Genomic DNA, 18,422 nt, shown 5'->3' with positions numbered 1-18,422 from the left:
TGCTGGCGAAAGCAACTTGGGGCCGGCGCCCCGGCGCATCGCTGCGCGGAAGAACCGGCCCCACTATCCTGCTTTACAAACTTAGACGCCGTAAGGAATCCACACGTTTTTCACTTGCGACGCATGCGCCAGCACGGCGCGGCCGCCGCTTTGGGCAGCGCTGTACCAGTCGCGGCCCTTGGCGCCGCCGACCCAGGTGCGTTTCAGGGTGCCGGCCGACAGGCGCTCGACTTCAGCGCAACCGTCAGCGGATCCGTCATGGCGCCAGACGGCGTCGATGTCGGCGTGCGTGGCCAGGGTGCGCGCCAGTTCATCGGCGTTGCCGCTGATGATATTGACGACGCCGCCAGGCAGGTCGGACGTGTCGAACACCTGGTACAGGTCCAGCGCGGAGAGCGGATGCGCTTCCGACGGCACCACCACCACGCGGTTGCCCAGCGCGATGGCCGGGGCGACGAGCGAAATGAAGCCGAGTAACGGCGCTTCATTCGGGCAGACGATGCCGATCACGCCAACCGCTTCGTTCAGCGCCACGGTGATGCCCTTGGTTGGCGGCTGGTGCGCCAGGCCGTCGTACTTGTCGGCCCAGGCGGCGTAGTAGAACAGGCGTTCGATCGAGGCCTGCACTTCCTTCTCGGGATTTTTACTGCCCGTCATGGCGGCGATGCGGGCGGCGAATTCGTCGGCGCGCGCTGCCAGGTTTTCAGCGATGTAGTACAGCACTTGCGCGCGGTTGTGCGCCGTGGCGCTGGTCCAGCCGGACGCTTTATGGGCCGCTTCGACGGCGTTGCGGATGTCCTTGCGGCTGCCCACACCCACTTCGGCCAGCAGGGCGCCATTCGCGCCAAATACGGGCGCGCTGTAAGCGCTGTCGGGGCGCGCCTGCTTGCCGCCGATGTACATCTTGGCCGTGCGGTCGATGGCGAATGGACCTGCTGCCGCCGGCTTTACATTGGCCTTGGCTTTCGCTTCCACCACCGGCAAGGCCGGACGCGCATCTTCGGCCAGGGCCGTCATGTATTCCAGCATGCCTTCGCGGCCGCCTTCACGTCCGAAGCCCGATTCGCGGTAGCCACCGAAGCCGCACGCCGCGTCGAACTGGTTCGCGCTGTTGATCCACACCACGCCAGCCTTGATGGCGGGCGCGATGTCGAGGGCCAGGCTGATCGACTCCGTCCACACGCTGGCGGCCAGGCCGTACACCGTGTTGTTCGCCAGTTGCACCGCTTCGGGCGGCGTGCGGAAGCTCATCGCCACCAGCACGGGGCCGAAGATTTCAGCCTGTGCCACGGCGGCCGAGGTCGACGCGCCCGTGATCAGGGTCGGCGGGAACCACGAACCGTCAGCCGGCAATTCGCAAGCAGGTTGCCACACGTCGCAGCCTTCGGCGCGGGCCGAATCGACCAGTGCGGCGATGCGCTGGCGCTGCACGGGGTCGACCAGTGCGCCCACGTCCATCGATTTGTCCAGCGGCGAACCGAGGCGCAGGTTTTCCATGCGGGCGCGCACCTTGTTCAGGAAGCGTTCCTGGACCGATTCCTGCACCAGCAGGCGCGAACCGGCGCAGCATACTTGTCCCTGGTTGAACCAGATCGAATCGACCAGGCCTTCCACGGCGCCGTCCAGGTCCGCGTCTTCGAAGACGATGAACGGCGACTTGCCGCCCAATTCGAGCGACAGCTTCTTGCCGCTGCCGGCCGTCGCTTCACGGATCAAACGGCCCACTTCCGTCGAACCCGTAAAGGCGATCTTGTCGACGCCAGGATGGTTGACGATGGCCGAACCCACGCGGCCATCGCCGGTGACGATGTTGACGACGCCGGCCGGCACGCCCGCCTGCACGCACAGTTCGGCGAACAGCATGGCGGTCAGCGACGTGAATTCTGCCGGCTTGAAGACGACCGTGTTACCGGCCGCCAGGGCCGGGGCGATTTTCCACGACAGCATCAGCAGGGGGAAATTCCACGGCACGATCTGGCCCACCACGCCCACGGCGCGGTAGTCGGCGAATTCTTCCGACTGCAGCTGCGCCCAGCCGGCGTGATGGTAGAAATGGCGCGCGGCCAGCGGCAGGTCGATATCGCGCGTTTCGCGGATGGTCTTGCCGTTGTCCAGGGTTTCCAGCACGGCGAACAGGCGCGAATGCTTTTGCAGCAGACGGGCCAGCGCGTACATGACTTTCGCGCGGCCGTGGCCGCCCATACCCTGCCATACAGGCAGCGCGCGGCGTGCCGCTTCGACGGCGCGTTCCACGTCGGCGTCGGTCGCTTGCGTCAGTTCGGCCAGCTGCGTGCCGTCGGCAGGATTGGTCGAGGCGAACAGTTCCGCCGGCGCGCTCCAGGCATTGTCGATGAACAAACCGAATGTGCGCTGGTGACCATCGAGCCACGCCTGCGCTTCTTTTTGACTTTCGGGAGCAGGGCCGTAGTCCATAGTATTGAGAATCTCGTTAATTGTTGGCATGACGATTGTTCTTTAAGGTTGTGCGTGACGATGATTGGCCGAGTAGCTGCCGGTGACGTAGTGCTCGAGCTGGCGCTCGATGTCGGTCAGCAGGCTGGAAGCGCCGATGCGGAACAGGTGCGGCTGCAGCCATTCGTTGCCCAGCTCTTCCTTCATCAGGGTCAGGTATTGCAGCGCGCTCTTGGCCGAGCTGACGCCGCCGGCCGGCTTGAAGCCCACCTGGAAGCCCGTCTGCTCGTGGTATTCGCGGATCGTGCGCACCATCGTCAGGGCCACGGGAATGGTGGCGTTCACGCCCTCTTTACCGGTGGAGGTCTTGATGAAATCGGCGCCGGCCATCATGCAGACCCACGACGCCTTGGCCACGTTTTCCATGGTCAGCAAGTCGCCCGTGGCGAGAATCGCCTTCACGTGCGCATCGCCGCACGCCTTGCGGTAAGCGAGCATTTCGTCGTACAGCACTTGCCAGTTGCCGTTCAGGACGTGCTGGCGCGTGATGACGATATCGATCTCGGAAGCGCCGGCGGCGACCGACAGCTCGATCTCGCGCAGCTTCGTTTCCATGCTCGTCAGGCCGGCCGGGAAACCCGTCGATACGGCGGCGATGGGCAAGCGGCCCTGGATGACTTTCACGGCCGGCTGGATCATCTCGTGGTACACGCACACGGCGCCGGTGCTCAAGTCAGTCAAGCCCAGCGCGTCCATCAGGTCGGCGCGCAGCGGGCGCATGGCCTTCATGCACAGGCGTTCCACTCGGCCCGGCGTATCGTCGCCGCCCAGGGTGGTCAGGTCGATCATCTGGATGGCTTTCACCAGCCAGGCGGCCTGGTATTCCTTTTTCACGGTACGGCGGTTTGCCAGGCTGGCCGCGCGGCGGTCTGTCGCGGCGCGGTTGACTCGGATCTGGTTGATCCAGCCCAGGTCGAGGCCAACGGCCTCGTTACGCTTGAATTCGGGATGCATGAGTGTCATAACAAGCTGGTTCCATTAGCAAGTGGTGGTACGCCAAGGTGTTTGGCGAGGGTTTGGCCAATATCGGAGAAGGTCTCGGAAATGCCCAGTGCGCGCGGGGCGACGCCGGGGCCGAAGAAGATCATCGGTATGTGTTCGCGGGTGTGGTCGGAGCCGTGCCAGGTCGGGTCGCAGCCATGGTCGGCGGTGATCACGACCAGGTCGCCTTCCTTGAGCTTGGCCATGAATTCCGGCAGGCGCGCATCCATTTCGCGCAGCGCGTCGGCATAGCCCTCGACGTTGCGGCGGTGGCCGAATGCCTGGTCGAAATCGACGAAGTTCACGAAGGTGAGCGACTTGTCCTGCACTTCATCGGCCGTCTTCAACAGCGCTTCGAACAGCGCCATGTTGTCGACGCCCTTGACGACTCTGGAGATGCCCTGGGTAGCGAAAATGTCGCTGATCTTGCCCAGGCCGACGACTTCGCCGCCCGCATTCTTGACGTGGTCGAGCAGGGTCGGCGCGGGTGGCGCGACGGCATAGTCGTGGCGGTTGGACGTGCGCGTGTAGTTGCCATTGCTGCCCGTGAACGGACGGGCGATGACGCGGCCGATGTTGTACGGCTCGACCAGCTTGAAGGCCATTTCGCACACTTCGTACAGGCGCTCGAGGCCGAACGATTCTTCGTGCGCGGCGATCTGCATCACCGAGTCGCCCGACGTATAGATAATCAGCTTGCCGGTGGCGACGTGCTCGTCGCCATGCTTGTTGATGATGTCCGTGCCCGAGGCATGGCAGTCGCCGAGGAAGCCCGGCACGCCGGACATGGCCTTGAGCTTGTCGGTCAGGTCGGCCGGGAACGATGGCGTGGTGCGGGGAAAATATCCCCAGTCAAATTCGACGGGCACGCCGGCGATTTCCCAATGGCCGCTCTGCGTGTCCTTGCCGGTGGAGCGCTCGCGCGCCGCGCCGTAGGCACCGGTAAAACCGTCGCGCTGGTCGAAGCCCGTGGCCCATTCGCCGCTGGCCAAGTGGGCCGCAGCGCCCAGGCCCAGGCGTTCCATGTTCGGGAGTTTCAAGGTCTTGCCGCTTTTGGCGACAGTGCTGGCAATGTGGCCAAAGGTATTGGCACCTGCGTCGCCATACTTGGCGGCGTCTGGCGTCGCGCCAAGGCCGAAAGAATCAAGCAGGAGGATAAATGCGCGTGACATGATAAGGCTCGCTTTATGGAGTGATGCGAAGATGATGCGAACAGTGTAGGCCGGATTTTCCCGGCCTGCCGCGCGGCAGCGCCGCTAAGTGGCGCGCCGCTACTGCGTCAAGAAAAGTGCTTAGGCTTGCGGTTTGGCGGCCACGGTGGCCAGGAAAGCCAGGATCAGCTTGACCAGGTCTTTGGCGCCGATGGCCGCGTATTTCAGGGTTTGTTCGTGCGACAGGGCGAATGGCGACATGCCTTCGGCCAGGTTGGTAATCACCGATACGCCCACCACTTTCAGGTCGCAATGACGGGCCGACACCACTTCCGGCACCACCGACATGCCGACCGTGTCGGCGCCCAGGCGGGCCATCATGCGGATTTCAGCGGCCGTCTCGAAGTTCGGGCCAGGGTAGGCGACGAACACGCCTTCGTGCAGGGTGATGCCGTTCGCCGCAGCCGTGTCCTTGACCAGATTGCGCAGATCCGCATCGTAGGCGTTGGCCATGCTGAAGAAGCGCGGGCCGAAGCGGTCGTCGTTCGGGCCGACCATCGGCGTGCCTGGCAGCAGGTTGATATGGTCGCTGATGGCCACCAGGCTACCGGCGTCCACTTCAGGGCGCAGGGAACCGGCGGCGTTGGTGACGAACAGCATTTCGCAGCCCAGCAGTTTCAGGGTGCGGATGGCGCTCGTCATCACGCCCATGCCATAGCCTTCGTAGAAGTGGCCACGGCCCTTCATGCAGACGACGGCGACGCCCGACAGGGTGCCGATCACCAGTTCGCCGGCATGGCCGTGCACGGTGCTGATCGGGAAGCCCGGCAATTCGTCAAAGCTGATGCTGACGGCGTCCGTCATCTGCTCGGCCAACACACCCAGGCCGGAGCCGAGGATCATCGCCACGCGCGGCTTGAAATTTTCAGGAGCGCGGGCACGGATGATTTCGGCGGCGTGGAAAGGGGTGTTGTTCGACATGGTTATCCTCTGATTGACTATTGATGATGGGTTGCTGCCTGCGCGACGGTATAGGCAAAATATCGCGCCCAGGTATCGGGTATGTATGGGTGTTACTGGTATATCCAGATGCGTATTGCCACTATTTGCCGCCACTATGCATCAAACGGAATATGTATGGCAAATACCATTTTTCTTGCCCATTTATACAATTCAAATATAAATGGCCGACATTATAGTCGAGGCTAGCCCCAGCCTGCCATCCCTGGAAAATGCATGCATACAAGCTCCATACGAAGGTTTTTCATGCACACTTGACACGAGCTTGACACGAGCTTGACACGAGCTTGACACGAGCTTGACACCAACTGGACAAATGTTTACAGTTGCAGACAAATGTTTAAACCCCAGCGAAAACCCCGTGACCGATACCAATAAAAAAGACCAGTTGTACACGCTGATCCGCAACAACCCCTTCATCTCGCAGCAAGATCTGGCGAGCGAACTGGGCTTGTCGCGCTCGGCCGTCGCCGGCCACATCGCCGGATTGATACGCGAGCGCCGCCTGCTGGGACGCGCCTATGTGCTGCCCGACAGCCGTCCAGTGCTGTGCATAGGCGCAGCCAACCTCGACCGCAAGATGCGCACCCTGGCGACCCTGCAGATGGGCACCTCGAATCCCGTGCGCTCGGAAGAAGTGTTTGGCGGCGTGGGCCGCAACATCGCGGAAAACCTGGCCCGCTTGTCGATCCCCGTGGCCCTGCTGACGGCGCTGGGCGACGATGCGGCTGGCCACGCCCTGCAGACGCACGCGGAAGACGCGGGCATCGACATGCGCGGCAGCTTACATCTGAGCAATACCAGCAGCGGCACCTACACGGCCGTGCTCGACGAACATGGCGAAATGCTGCTGGCGATGGCCAACATGCAACTGTATGAACAGCTGACGCCCGCCTTTTTGCATAGCCGCCAGCCGCAACGCGCCGCCGCCGCCCTCACCGTCTGCGACCTGAACCTGGGCCACGACAGCGTGCAGGCCCTGCTGGCCGATGCCCGCCAAGATGGGGCCCATGCGACGCCGCTCGTCATCGTCGCCGTCTCGCAGCCGAAGATGGCGCATTTGCCGCAAGACCTGTCGGGCTTGCACCTGCTGATACTCAACCGTGGTGAACTGGAAACGCGCGTGGCGCGGGCCTTGCCCACGGCAACCGATCTGCGCGCCGCCTGCCGCGAAGTGCAGCGCCAGGGCGCGCGCCAGGTGATCGTCACCTGCGGCGGCGAAGGCGTGTACTTCACGGATGGCGACAGCCTGGACGCCCCCATCGTGCACCTGGCCGCGCGCGAAGTGGACGCCGTCGATGTGACGGGCGCCGGCGACGCGTTTTCCGCCGCCGTCTGCTGGTCGCTGTACCACGACAGCAACGATTTGAAACTGGCATGCCGGCGCGGCCTGAAGCTGGCCGCCATGACCTTGGAATCGGCGGCCACCGTCTCGCCCCAGATTTCCGCTGGCGCACTCGACAACATTGACGACGCCGACCTGGCGCCGCCTCCCCCTACCCTCTTTCAACAGGACTGACATGACCCAATTACAGAATTTCCTCTTGTTCTCGCAAGAAGTGCTCGACGCGCGCGCCGCCGGCAAGGCCATCGTGGCGCTGGAATCGACCATTATTTCGCACGGCATGCCGTATCCGCAAAACGTGGAAATGGCGCGCGAAGTGGAACAGATCATCCGTGACGGCGGCGCCGTGCCGGCCACCATCGCCATCATCGGCGGCAAGATCTGCGTGGGCCTGTCGCCCGACCAGCTGGAATTGCTGGGCACCTCGCCCGACGCCATGAAGGTCAGCCGCCGCGACCTGCCGTTCGTCCTGTCGCAAGGCAAGCTGGGCGCCACCACCGTGGCCGCCACCATGATCTGCGCGGAACTGGCCGGTATTGCCGTGTTCGTCACGGGCGGCATCGGCGGCGTGCACCGCGGCGCGGAAACGAGCTTCGACATTTCCGCCGACTTGCAGGAACTGGCGCAAACGTCGGTGGCCGTCGTCTGCGCGGGCGTCAAATCCATCCTCGACATCGGCCTGACCCTGGAATACCTGGAAACGCACGGCGTGCCCGTCATCAGCGTGGGCCAGGAAGGTTTTCCTGCCTTCTTTACGCGCGAAAGCGGCTTCAAGGCCGATTTCCGCCTCGATACGGCCGCCGAACAAGCCGCGTTCATCGGCACCAAGTGGCAGCTGGGCTTGACAGGCGGCGTGGTCGTCAGCAACCCCGTGCCGGCCGCGCAAGCGATGCCCAAGGAAGAGATCGATGCCATCACCGCGCAAGCGCTGCAGGAAGCGGATGCAGGCGGCGTAAAGGGCAAGCAAGTCACGCCATTCCTGCTCTCGCGCATCAAGCAGCTGACGGATGGCCGCAGCCTGGCGACGAATATCGCGCTGGTCAAGCACAATGCGCAAGTCGGCACGGCACTGGCCATTGCCATGCAGGCGGTCGTGGCACGATAATAGGACTGCTGTAAAGAAAGCGCGCGCACCTTCACGGGTCCGCGCGCCGTTCCATCGCCTAGCAACACGCAACGCCAAGGAAAGCATGTCCATCGATCTGAAACAGTTAAAGTATTTTCTTGCCGTTGCCGAGGAGAAAAGCTTCAGCCGCGCCGCCGAGCGCCTGCATATCTCGCAGCCGCCCCTGAGCCAGCAGATCATGAAACTGGAAAGCGAACTGGGCGTGCGCCTGTTTGCGCGCACCACGCGCACCTTCGAGCTGACCGTGGCGGGCAAGGCGCTGATGAACGAAGCGGCCGACCTGCTGGCCAAGATGCGCATGACCATCGACACGATCCGCCAGATCGACCGCGGCGAAGTGGGCCGCTTGCGCGTGGGCATCGTCGGCTCGGCCATGTGGGGCCCTATCCCCAGCTTGCTGGAAGAATTCCAGACCAAATTTCCCCGCGTCACCTGGACCATCCATGAATTTGGTCCCACGGTGCAGTACGAAGCCTTGCGCGCCAAGCAGATCGACGTGGGCTTCTGGCGCGAACCCAAACTCAATGACGACGATTTGCGTCACGACAATCTACGCCAGGAACTGTGCTTCCGCGAAAACGTCTGCGTGGCCGTCAATGAACACCATCCGCTGGCGAAAAACACGTCCATCGAGCTGATCGACATCGCCGAAGAGCCGATGCTGACCCTGAACCTCGACAAATCCGCGTTTCCCCGCTACCTGGTGCAATGCTGCATCAACGCCGGTTTCGAACCCGTGATTTTCCAGGAAGCGAGCGAACCGCAAACCCTGCTGGCCATGGTGGGCGCGGGCCTGGGCGTGACCCTGGTGCCGGAAACGACGAGCCGCATCGGCTGGCCCGGCGTCGTGTTTCTGCCGATCAAAACGAATCCGCCCTCAGCGAATCTGTACATCAGCTACACGACACTCGACGACGCACCCGTCGTGCGGGCCTTCCTCAATATCCTCAATCCCCCGGCTGCCTGAGAACGCGAACAAAACCTACTGCGCGTCGCGATTTGCGGCCTCCGATGCTCACTGTGCATTCGCACAGCTCCGCTTCTCGACCACAACTCACTGCCGCTCGCTACGGTTTTGTTATGCGTTCTTAAAACCTATTTATATGCAGTGCATATAAATACATAAACAAAAACGTATTTGTCATACATATCTGGCATGATGCATAGTGATTCGGACGCCCATCGCGGCGCCGGTTCCGTGCTTGCCCTGCCCGTCATCTGACGGCGCATCCCAGCCCGCTCCGGCAGCCCCATTCGATGTTGTACTTATAAAAGAGACGGGGCGCGACTGTTGCATGAGCATCACACTGACGACATGAAAGCAGACGAGGTCAGCAATGATCTTGTGCAATACAGTGCAATGTTGATAAGGAATTATCACCTCGTGCATCAAAAACAGGCTAAATCGGCCCCAAATTATATGTTTCACCTATAAAAAATATACAATATCGATCTTCCAGGAGCCAATTCATGAAACTTACACAATTTAGTTTGACGATCGCAGCCGTATTTCTGACTGCTCAAGCGTCCGCGGCTACCCCAAAACTGGGTGTCGTGTATGACGCGGGCGGCAAGTTCGACAAGTCGTTCAACCAATCCGCTTTCGAAGGCGCATCGCGCTTCAAAAAAGACACGGGCATTTCCTTCATCGAAGTACAGGCATCGAGCGATACGCAAGCCGAGCAAGTCATGCGCGGCCTGGCCCGCAAGAAACTCGACATGATCGCCGCCATCGGCTTTGCGCAAACGCAAGCCGTGCAAAAGGTCGCCAAGGAATTCCCGAACGTGAAATTCGTGCTGATCGACGGCCAGGCCGCCGGCAGCAACGTCAATTCCGTCGTCTTCAAGGAAGAAGAAGGCTCCTACCTGGTGGGTGTGGCGGCAGCCATGGCCAGCAAGAGCAAGAAAGTCGGCTTCATCGGCGGCATCGATATTCCATTGATCCGCAACTTCGCCTGCGGCTACGCGCAAGGCGCGAAGGCCGTCAATCCGAAGATGGAAATCACGCAAAACATGGTCGGCACCACGTCCGGCGCCTGGAATGACCCGGCCAAGGGTGGCGAACTGGCCCGCTCGCAATTCGAGCGCGGCGTCGATGTCGTCTTCGCCGTCGCTGGCGGCAGCGGCATGGGTACCCTGCAAATGGCCAAGGAAAAAGGCAAGCTGGCCATCGGCGTTGATTCGAACCAGAATCATCTGTATCCAGGCAGTATCCTGACCTCGATGGTCAAGCGCGTCGACAACACGGTCTACGACAGCTTCATGCAAGTCAAGAACGGCACCTGGAAGGGCGGCGTCAGCTATAAAGGCTTGAAAGAAGGCGGCGTGGATTGGGCGCTCGACGCAAACAACCGCAAGCTGATTACGCCGGAAATCGAAAAGCGCGTGTTGGGTGCGCGTAAGGACATTATCGATGGCAAGATCAAAGTGATCGATTACCGCGTCGGCAGCAGCTGCCCGGTTTAATTTTTCTCCGTATCTTTTAGCGCGCCGCCGGGGCCAGTCTCCGCGCGGCGCGTTTCCATGAAACTATCCAGTTATGAACCTATGCATCCAGCAGTAGAATTTCGCAGCATTTCCAAGCATTTTGGACATGTGAAGGCGAACGCCGACGTCAGCTTCTCCATCGCCAAGGGCAGTATCCATGGCCTGGTGGGAGAAAATGGCGCCGGCAAATCGACCTTGATGAGCATCCTGTACGGGTATTACCGTGCCGACGGCGGAGAAATCCTGCTAGACGGGAAAGTACAGCCTATCCGCAACAGCCAGGAAGCAATCAACCTCGGCATCGGCATGGTGCACCAGCACTTCATGCTGGTCGAGAACTTCACCGTCCTCGACAATATCATGCTGGGCACGGAAGGCGGTTTTCGCCTGGCCAGCCACCGCACGGAAGCGGAAGCGAAATTGCGCGAGATTTGCGCGCGCTACCGCCTCGACGTCGACCCGCTGGCGAAGATCGAGGACTTGTCCGTCGGCGCGCAGCAGCGCGTGGAAATCCTCAAGCAGATTTACCGCAGCGCCAATATCCTGATTCTCGATGAGCCGACGGCCGTGCTGACGGCCCAGGAAACGGCCTCGCTGTTTGAAATCCTGCGCCTGTTCAAGGAGCAGGGCAAGACCATCATCCTGATCACGCACAAGCTGCAAGAGATCCTGGAAATCACCGACAACGTCACCGTCATGCGCGGCGGCACGGTGGTGGGCGCCGTGGCGACCGCCGGCACCTCGAAAGAGGAACTGGCCAACATGATGGTCGGCCGCCCCATCCAGAGCCACTTGCCCCGTGCACCGTACAATCCGGGCGCCACGGTGCTGGAAGTGGACGGTCTGCAACTGGCCGACGATCAGCAAGTCAAATTGCTGGCCGACATAGGCTTCAACTTGCGCGCCGGCGAAATCGTCGCCATCGCGGGGGTCTCTGGCAATGGCCAGAGCGAGTTGCTGGAAATTCTGTCCGGCATGCGTTTGCCGACGTCGGGCAAGCTGCGTTTTCTCGACAAGGACTTGCCGTTTGCCAAGCGCCACGATGCCGACGGCTTGCCGCTGGCCTTCCGCGACCTGGGCATCGCCCACATTCCGGAAGACCGCTTGCGCGACGGCGTGGTAAAGAATTTCTCCGTCATGCAAAACACCATCCTCGGTTACCAGGACCACCTGAAAAACCGCTGGGGCCTGTTCAACTTCAAGGCCATCGGCGCGCGCTGCGCGGAACTGCTGAAGACTTTCGATGTACGTCCGGCCAATCCGGACCTGCGCATCGGCTTGCTGTCGGGCGGCAACCAGCAAAAGGTGGTGATCGCGCGCGAAGTGCTGGCCAAGCCGAAACTGATGCTGGTGGGCCAGCCCACGCGCGGCGTCGACATCGGTACCATCGAAAGCATCCATACGCAATTGCTGGCCCTGCGCGACGCAGGCGTGGCGATCCTGCTGGTGTCCGTCGAACTGGAAGAAGTGCGGGCGCTGGCCGACCGCATCCTCGTCATGTGCGGCGGACGCATCACCGGCGAACTGAAAATTGAAGAATTCGATACCACCCGCATCGGTCTGTTGATGGGGGGAATGCATAAATCATGAATAACGACTTGCCACGCTGGGCGACAGCCTTTGTCATGCCCATGTTAAACCTGCTGTCGGCCTTGCTGGTCGCAGCCCTGGTGATTTATATGCTGGGCGAAGACCCGGCCGAATCGCTGTCCATCCTCGTCCACAGCGCCATCCTCAATCCGGAAGGCTTGAGCTATACCCTGTTCTACGCCAGCACCTTCATTTTTACGGGCCTGTCCGTGTCCGTGGCGATGCAGGCCGGCCTGTTCAATATCGGTTCCGAAGGCCAGATGTATATCGGCGGCCTGGGCCTCACTGTCGCCATGCTGGCCTTCGACCAGACCCTGCCCGCCTGGCTATTGATCCCGGCCGCCATGATCGGCGCGGCCCTGTTCGGCGCGCTGTGGGGTTTCCTGCCCGGCTATCTGCAAGCCAAGCGCGGCAGCCACATCGTCGTGACCACCATCATGTTCAACTTCATCGCCGCCAGCCTGATGAACTTCATTATCGTGAAGTATCTGATTCCGCCGGGCGAGCAGAACACGGCCAGCCGCGTGTTCGCGGAAAGCGGCGAAATGCCGCGCTTAAGTACCTGGTTCCCGTCCTTGGGCGACACCCCGCTGAACATCAGTTTCCTGCTGGCGATTGCCGCGCTGGTGATTTACGGCGTGATGGTATGGCGCTCGTCGTGGGGCTTCAAGCTGCGCGCCACAGGCTTGAACAAGCATGCGGCCCACTATGCGGGCGTGTCGATCAGCAAGATGATCATCATCGTCATGCTGATTTCGGGCGCGCTGGCGGGCCTCGGTTCCGTCAATTCCATCATGGGTTCGACGCATTATCTGTCGCTCAATTTCGTCGGCGGAGCCGGTTTCATCGGCATCGCCATCGCTCTGATGGGCCGCCAGCATCCGGTCGGCATCTTCCTGTCGGCCGTGCTGTTCGGCGCGCTGATCCAGGGTGGCTTCGACTTGTCGCTGGAAAAACCGAATATTCCGACCGAAACCTTCATTTTCATCCAGGGCTTGATCATTCTGTTCTGCGGCGCCATGGAAAACTTCTACGCACCGGCCATTTCCGCCCTGCTCAAGCGCACCAAAGGCTAACACCATGACACTCGACGACTTTCAATTCGCCAGCATCCTGGTATCGACCGTGCGCAATGCGCCCGTCCTGATCTTTGCCGCCATGGCCGGCCTGTTTGCCGAACGCAGCGGCATGATCGACATCGGCCTGGAAGGCAAGATCCTGGCCAGCGCCTTCGCTTCCGCCGCCGTGGCCTACACGACGCAAAATCCGTATTACGGCATGGCTGCCGGCATGCTCGTCTGCGTCGCCCTGGCCCTGCTGCAGGCCTACGTCAGCATCACGCAAAAGGGCAACCAGCTGGTGGCCGGCATGGCGATCAATATCGCCATGAGCGGACTGACGTTTGTGCTGGCGCAATTCTTCTTCCAGCAAGGCGGCCGCACGCCCGACCTCGGTTCGGCGCGCCTGTTTGACGTCGTCTTGCCGGGCACGCAATACGTGGAGCACATCCCGTTCATCGGCTGGGTCTACGCCCATTTGATCGGCGGCCATTCCATCCTCGTCTACGTGGCGTTCCTGCTGATCCCGCTCGTGCACTGGCTGCTGTACCACACGCGCTTCGGCCTGCGCTTGCGCGCCTGCGGCGAAAACCCGCATGCGGCCGACTCGGCCGGGGTGAGCGTGGAAGCGACGCGCTACCTGGCCATGCTGGTGGCCGGCATCCTGTGCTCGTTCTCGGGCGCCTACCTGGCCATCGTGCAAAGCGGCTTCTTCCTGCGCGACATGTCGGCCGGTGCCGGCTACCTGGCCCTGACGGCCATGGTGTTCGGCAACTGGCGTCCCGTCTACACCTTCCTCGGCTGCCTGATGTTCGGCTTCTTCGCCGCCATCCAGATTCAAATCGAAGGCGTGGACTTGCCCGTCGTGGGCCGTATCCCCGGCTCGCTGATCCAGATGGTGCCGTACGTCGTCACCGTGATCGTGCTGGCGGGCTTGATGGCGAAATCCATCGCACCAAAAGCAATTGGTATCCCGTTCGTCAAATCGCGCTAAGTTTCAGCCTGCGTCAACGAAAAGCGAAGCCTCAGGGCTTCGCTTTTTTTACGCCTGAGCAATCTCGTCCAGCGAGAAAAACACAGCCAGGCCCAGGCTGCGCGCCACCGCCACCATCTGGTCGGCGCCCTGGGACGCGCCGCCGAGACGCAGCACGGCATCGCAATGGCTCAATAAGCGCGTCGCATGCGCGTGGAACAGCTGCTCATACACGGCGTCACCCACCCGGCTTGAGCCGGCCAGCGCCAGCATGGGCAAGGCCAGCCATTCACCGAGCACGGGCATGTGGCCCTTGGCATACAGGGGCAGGCAGACGGCTTCCATGGCCGCCACATTCGCCGCCATCAGGGCGGGATCGTCGCCCGTGCCGGAGCGATACGGGCCTGCAACGAGGATCTGCATGCCTTGTTTGACCGGCATCAGTTGTAGCTGCGCATGCTGCAGCAGCATGATGGTCTTGCCGTCGCAAATGCGGCCGTCTGCCACCATCCGCATCGCTTGCGCCAAGGGCAGTTCCAGAACTTCAATATCTTCGCCTTCGTGCGCCAGGCCGCCACCGTCGCCGATGCGGCTGGCGGGATCGTATTCGGCGACAAAGAAATGCAAACGCTCCGTCACGGAGCCGGGACTCATGAAGGCCTGGAATATCTTGTGCACCTGCCCCACCCGGTAACCGGTTTCCTCTTCCACCTCGGCGCGGATGCGCTGCTCCGCGCTGGCCTCCTCCAGCAAGCCGGCCGCTGATTCGATCAGGAAACCATCGTGGCCTTCGCGGTAGGTGGGAAAGCGGAACTGGCGGATCAGGATCACCGTGCGCTTGACTTTGTTGTAAAGCAGGATGGTGGCGCCATCGCCGCGGTCATAGGTTTCCCGTGTCTGTGTCTGCCACTGGCCATCTTGGCGCAGATAGTCGAACGTGGTCTTTTGCAGCAGATACCAGTCGTGCGACAGGGTTTGCACGCCCTGGATACGGACCCGTTCCTGCTTGCTATTTTCTTCGCGCATAGTGTCTCCTTGTGCTTGCACGGATCGACTTTATCATGCAAACTCGTGCAATATCAAGAAAATACAAGAAAAACCATGCTCACACATCAACGCAAACAATACCTGCTGGACTTGCTCCAGCGCGAAGGTCAGATCGTCGCCAAGGCCGTCAGCGATAGCCTGGGCTTGTCGGAAGACACGATACGGCGCGACCTGCGCGAGCTGGCGAAGGAAGGGCTATTGGAGCGCGTGCACGGCGGCGCCCTGCCCTTGTTGCCAAGTTCGCCCGCGCTAGCTCCGTTTGCGGCCCGCGAACAGATTTCACCAGAAGCCAAGCCTGCCATCGGCCGCGCGGCGGGCGCCATGATACAAACGGGACAAGTGGTGTTTCTCGACGGCGGCACGACCGCCGTGCAACTGGCGCGCCAGCTGCCGCGCGACTTGCGCGCCACCATCGTCACGCACAGTCCGTCGGTTGCCGTCGAACTGGTGAATCATCCATCGATTGAGGTGCTGATGCTGGGCGGGCGCCTGTACAAGCACTCGATCGTGGGCGTCGGCGCGGCCACCGTGGAAGCCATCGGCCGCATCCGCGCCGACCTGTATTTCATGGGCGTGTCCAGCCTGCATCCGCAAGCGGGTATCACCACCGGGGATTATGAAGAAGCGTGCGTGAAGCGTGCCCTGAGCGACGCGTCTGCCCGCACCGTCGTGCTGGCCTCGCCGGAAAAGTTCAATACGACTTCGCCGTTTCAAATTGCACCCTTGAGTCAGGTCAACGATATCATCGTGCACCGCGACGTGGCAGACGCCCTGGTCGCGCCCTACCGCGAGATGGGAATCGCCATCACCCTGGCATGAAAAAAGCGGCCCGCAGGCCGCTTTCGAATGACGTCTTTACTGCGGCCAGATCGCCTGCAGCACGGCCGCCAGGTGATAGCCGCTCTCGATCAGCTGCTGCTTGGCCAGCGCCGAGCTGGGCACGGGATAATTGTCCGGCACCGTCAAGCGCCAGACGTTGTAGACCTCGCCCTTGCGGCTGGTCTGCTGCGTGGCCGGGCCAGCCACCACATCCGTGAAAGCAATCTTCGACGCCGCCAGCGAGGCATCGGCCCATTGATACGGCCAGGTGGCAGGGTCGCCGGTGTTGCTGCTCACTTGTGGCGCGCTGGCGATCACGGAGCGCGCAAACTGCTGCGGCGTGCGCGTGCTCAGGCGGCGCATGGCGTAATCGACCACGGTCGTGTCCCAGTAGGAATGCAAGGGCTTGGTGGGCGACTTCGGATAGCTGCTTGCCGGCTTGGCCGCGCCATCGTCGGCCGGCAGCGGCGCGGGAATCACGGCGTCCGACAGCGCCGTCATCTTCGCATCGTCGAGCAGCAAGTCGTTGCCCCCACGCGCATTGAAAACGGTGACGTCATCGATCTGCGCCTGCGTGGCGGGCGCGAAAAACTGGCCATCTTTGCCAACAAAAGCATTACCCACATGCAAAGGCTGGTGGATATCGCCCACCAGATGCGTGATCAGGATCAGGGCTTCGCGCTGGCTGAAGCCGTGCGGATTGCTGGCCGCATCAGCCTTGCCTTGCAATACCAGGATCGCCTGCTTGAGCGTCTGCACGATATCGTCGTCGGCCGTGCCCACGCCATGGTCGTGGTAGTGCGCGTTCTGGAACGGCACGTTCGTGTAGTGGTATTCGCCATGCTTGGGGTTGGCCGCTACATAGGTCAGCATTTCCGGCGATTGCGGACCGCAATACGTGCCTTTCACGCAATCGGGCCAGTTGGCGATCTTTTCCAGGCTTTCGCCAGGCAACAGCAACTTGGCCACTTGCGCCTGGGCAGCGCTACCCTTGAGCAATTGATCGGCGATGGCGCCCACGGCGCGGTGGCCGTCGTTGCCCCAGGCCAGCACATTACCGGAAGCAAAAGCGGCGCCCAGCGCCAGCACACTCAACAGTTTTTGCATGTTCACCATTACTCCTTGCCTTGCGGCGTGGCCTTGGCCGGCTTCGGATACTGCTTGTTGATGTCGATCGGCTGCGCATACGCCGAGCTCCACGTCTGCTCATGCAGCGCGGCAATGCGCTGCGCCATCGGTTCATTGCGCAGCACCACTTCCAGGTTGCGCGACAAGTCGAAATAGCCGCCCGCCCAGTTGCTCGTGCCGACCCAGGCCAGCTTGCCGTCGATGGTCATGGTCTTGCTGTGGATCACGCGTGCGAACGGAATGAAGCCGGTCGAGGCCGCAGGAATCGTCACGATGCGGATGTCCACGTTCGGCACCAGGGCCAGGCTTTTCAGGTAGGCGATGGCCGGTGCTTCCGTGTTCCAGCTTGATACCATCAGCTTGATTTTCACGCCGCGCTGGGCGGCCGCGCGCACGGCGTTGTCGATCACGGCGTAGTACGGCCGCGTGCGGTTCGGGCCGTAGGACAGCGGTGCGTAATCGAGCAGCTGGATGCGCACTTCGCTTTGCGCTTGCGCCAGCAAGGCGGGCAGGCCCGTTTCCGAGTCGCCCACGCCGGCCGGGTTGTAGGCGTTCGGGCTGGCCAGCAGGAAAGCGTTTTGCGCGTAGTTGGCGGGCACCACCTTGCTGTTGAGCACCGTGGCGCGGCTGCCTTGCGACGTCAATGCCTGGGCTTGCCAATCCTGTTCGAAGATGGCTTGCACCTGGCTCACCATGGCGGGCTCCGTGATTCTCAAGCCCGTTTCATGGATATGATCGAACGAACGCCAGTCGAAATTCTGGCTGCCGATGTACGCCACCTGGCCATCGACGGCCAGGTATTTTGCATGCACGATGCCGTTGCCCGTGATTTTATTGAAGTCGATCAGGCGCAAGTCCAGGTTCGGAATCGCCTTGATCTGGGCGATGGTGGCCGCTTCCGACAAGCCCACGCCCTTCTGGTCCAGCAGGAAGCGGATTTTTATACCGCGCTGGCCGGCGGCCGTCAGGCTGGCCAGCACCTTTTCAAAGGCCGTGCCCGGTTTGCTGACGACGTAGAACTGGGCGATGACGATTTCTTTTTTTGCCGAATCGAACAACTCGGTCCAGACGGCTACGGGCTCGCGCAGGTCGGGATTCGTCAACGTGGTTTCTACGGGTGACGTGTGCACGAGCTCAAAGCCGGGAATGGTGAAGTCCGCGTGGGCCGTGCCCGCGAACAGACTGGAAATAACGACAGTAACAAATAAACGACGCATGGTTTTTC

Annotated in this window: 14 protein-coding genes and 1 pseudogene; 8 read left to right on the top strand and 7 right to left on the bottom strand. The window is 61.7% G+C overall.

From position 1 onward, the window contains the following. Positions 1–81 precede the first annotated feature (81 nt). The 4 genes from SKZ59_RS15995 to xapA all read right to left on the bottom strand — a co-directional run bounded on the left by SKZ59_RS15995 (position 82) and on the right by xapA (position 5,585). Positions 82–2,463 carry an aldehyde dehydrogenase family protein gene (locus SKZ59_RS15995; RefSeq protein ID WP_413774563.1) on the bottom strand — a complete coding sequence of 794 codons (2,382 nt, stop codon included), beginning with the start codon at positions 2,461–2,463 and terminating at the stop codon, positions 82–84. A 12-nt stretch (positions 2,464–2,475) separates the two neighbouring features. Beyond that, entirely contained in the window at positions 2,476–3,435 is a 960-nt protein-coding gene (deoC, locus tag SKZ59_RS15990) for a deoxyribose-phosphate aldolase (RefSeq protein WP_319992314.1), read from the bottom strand. Further along, positions 3,432–4,625, bottom strand: a complete 1,194-nt coding sequence (locus tag SKZ59_RS15985) for a phosphopentomutase (protein WP_139090108.1) — start codon at positions 4,623–4,625, stop codon at positions 3,432–3,434. The genes deoC and SKZ59_RS15985 overlap by 4 nt, the downstream gene beginning before the upstream one ends. A gap of 120 nt (positions 4,626–4,745) precedes the next feature. Next, a complete protein-coding gene (xapA, locus tag SKZ59_RS15980) occupies positions 4,746–5,585 on the bottom strand; it encodes a xanthosine phosphorylase (RefSeq protein WP_058050228.1) in 840 nt (279 codons plus the stop codon). Between the two features lie 400 nt (positions 5,586–5,985). On the opposite strand from xapA, the gene SKZ59_RS15975 reads away from it, so the two are divergent. From SKZ59_RS15975 to SKZ59_RS15945, 7 genes are all read left to right on the top strand, one after another. After that, positions 5,986–7,143 (top strand): carbohydrate kinase, encoded by a 1,158-nt coding sequence (locus SKZ59_RS15975; RefSeq protein ID WP_319992313.1) that lies wholly within the window; start codon positions 5,986–5,988, stop codon positions 7,141–7,143. Between the two features lies 1 nt (position 7,144). After that, positions 7,145–8,074, top strand: coding sequence for a pseudouridine-5'-phosphate glycosidase (locus SKZ59_RS15970; RefSeq protein ID WP_319992312.1), 930 nt, complete (start codon positions 7,145–7,147; stop codon positions 8,072–8,074). An 85-nt stretch (positions 8,075–8,159) separates the two neighbouring features. Further along, complete coding sequence (locus SKZ59_RS15965; protein ID WP_034754538.1) at positions 8,160–9,062, top strand: LysR family transcriptional regulator; 903 nt, start codon at positions 8,160–8,162, stop codon at positions 9,060–9,062. Between the two features lie 503 nt (positions 9,063–9,565). Then, positions 9,566–10,561: a BMP family lipoprotein gene (locus tag SKZ59_RS15960; RefSeq protein ID WP_034754523.1), complete on the top strand. Its 996-nt coding sequence runs from the start codon at positions 9,566–9,568 to the stop codon at positions 10,559–10,561. An 81-nt stretch (positions 10,562–10,642) separates the two neighbouring features. Then, a complete protein-coding gene (locus tag SKZ59_RS15955; protein WP_319992311.1) occupies positions 10,643–12,172 on the top strand; it encodes an ABC transporter ATP-binding protein in 1,530 nt (509 codons plus the stop codon). Next, entirely contained in the window at positions 12,169–13,248 is a 1,080-nt protein-coding gene (locus tag SKZ59_RS15950; protein ID WP_046685488.1) for an ABC transporter permease, read from the top strand. Before SKZ59_RS15955 ends, SKZ59_RS15950 begins: the two co-directional genes overlap by 4 nt. A gap of 4 nt (positions 13,249–13,252) precedes the next feature. Beyond that, positions 13,253–14,224: an ABC transporter permease gene (locus SKZ59_RS15945; protein ID WP_034754516.1), complete on the top strand. Its 972-nt coding sequence runs from the start codon at positions 13,253–13,255 to the stop codon at positions 14,222–14,224. A 420-nt stretch (positions 14,225–14,644) separates the two neighbouring features. On the opposite strand, the pseudogene SKZ59_RS15940 reads toward SKZ59_RS15945, so the two are convergent. Further along, a pseudogene (locus SKZ59_RS15940) lies at positions 14,645–15,229 on the bottom strand (NUDIX domain-containing protein); the annotation flags it as partial. A 75-nt stretch (positions 15,230–15,304) separates the two neighbouring features. Between SKZ59_RS15940 and SKZ59_RS15935 the strand changes: the two are divergent. Then, entirely contained in the window at positions 15,305–16,069 is a 765-nt protein-coding gene (locus SKZ59_RS15935; protein WP_319992310.1) for a DeoR/GlpR family DNA-binding transcription regulator, read from the top strand. A gap of 36 nt (positions 16,070–16,105) precedes the next feature. Here SKZ59_RS15935 and SKZ59_RS15930 read toward each other — a convergent pair whose 3' ends face one another. After that, positions 16,106–17,176, bottom strand: a complete 1,071-nt coding sequence (locus tag SKZ59_RS15930; RefSeq protein ID WP_319992309.1) for a S1/P1 nuclease — start codon at positions 17,174–17,176, stop codon at positions 16,106–16,108. An 8-nt stretch (positions 17,177–17,184) separates the two neighbouring features. Further along, complete coding sequence (locus SKZ59_RS15925; RefSeq protein ID WP_319992308.1) at positions 17,185–18,414, bottom strand: phospholipase D-like domain-containing protein; 1,230 nt, start codon at positions 18,412–18,414, stop codon at positions 17,185–17,187. Between the last annotated feature and the right edge of the window lie 8 nt (positions 18,415–18,422).

The organism is Janthinobacterium sp. GMG2 (assembly GCF_033949445.1).
Classification (GTDB): Bacteria; Pseudomonadota; Gammaproteobacteria; order Burkholderiales; family Burkholderiaceae_D; genus Janthinobacterium; species Janthinobacterium aestuarii.
Note: the sequence above shows the minus strand (reverse complement) of the source record. Positions and strands in the feature narration are given on the sequence as shown.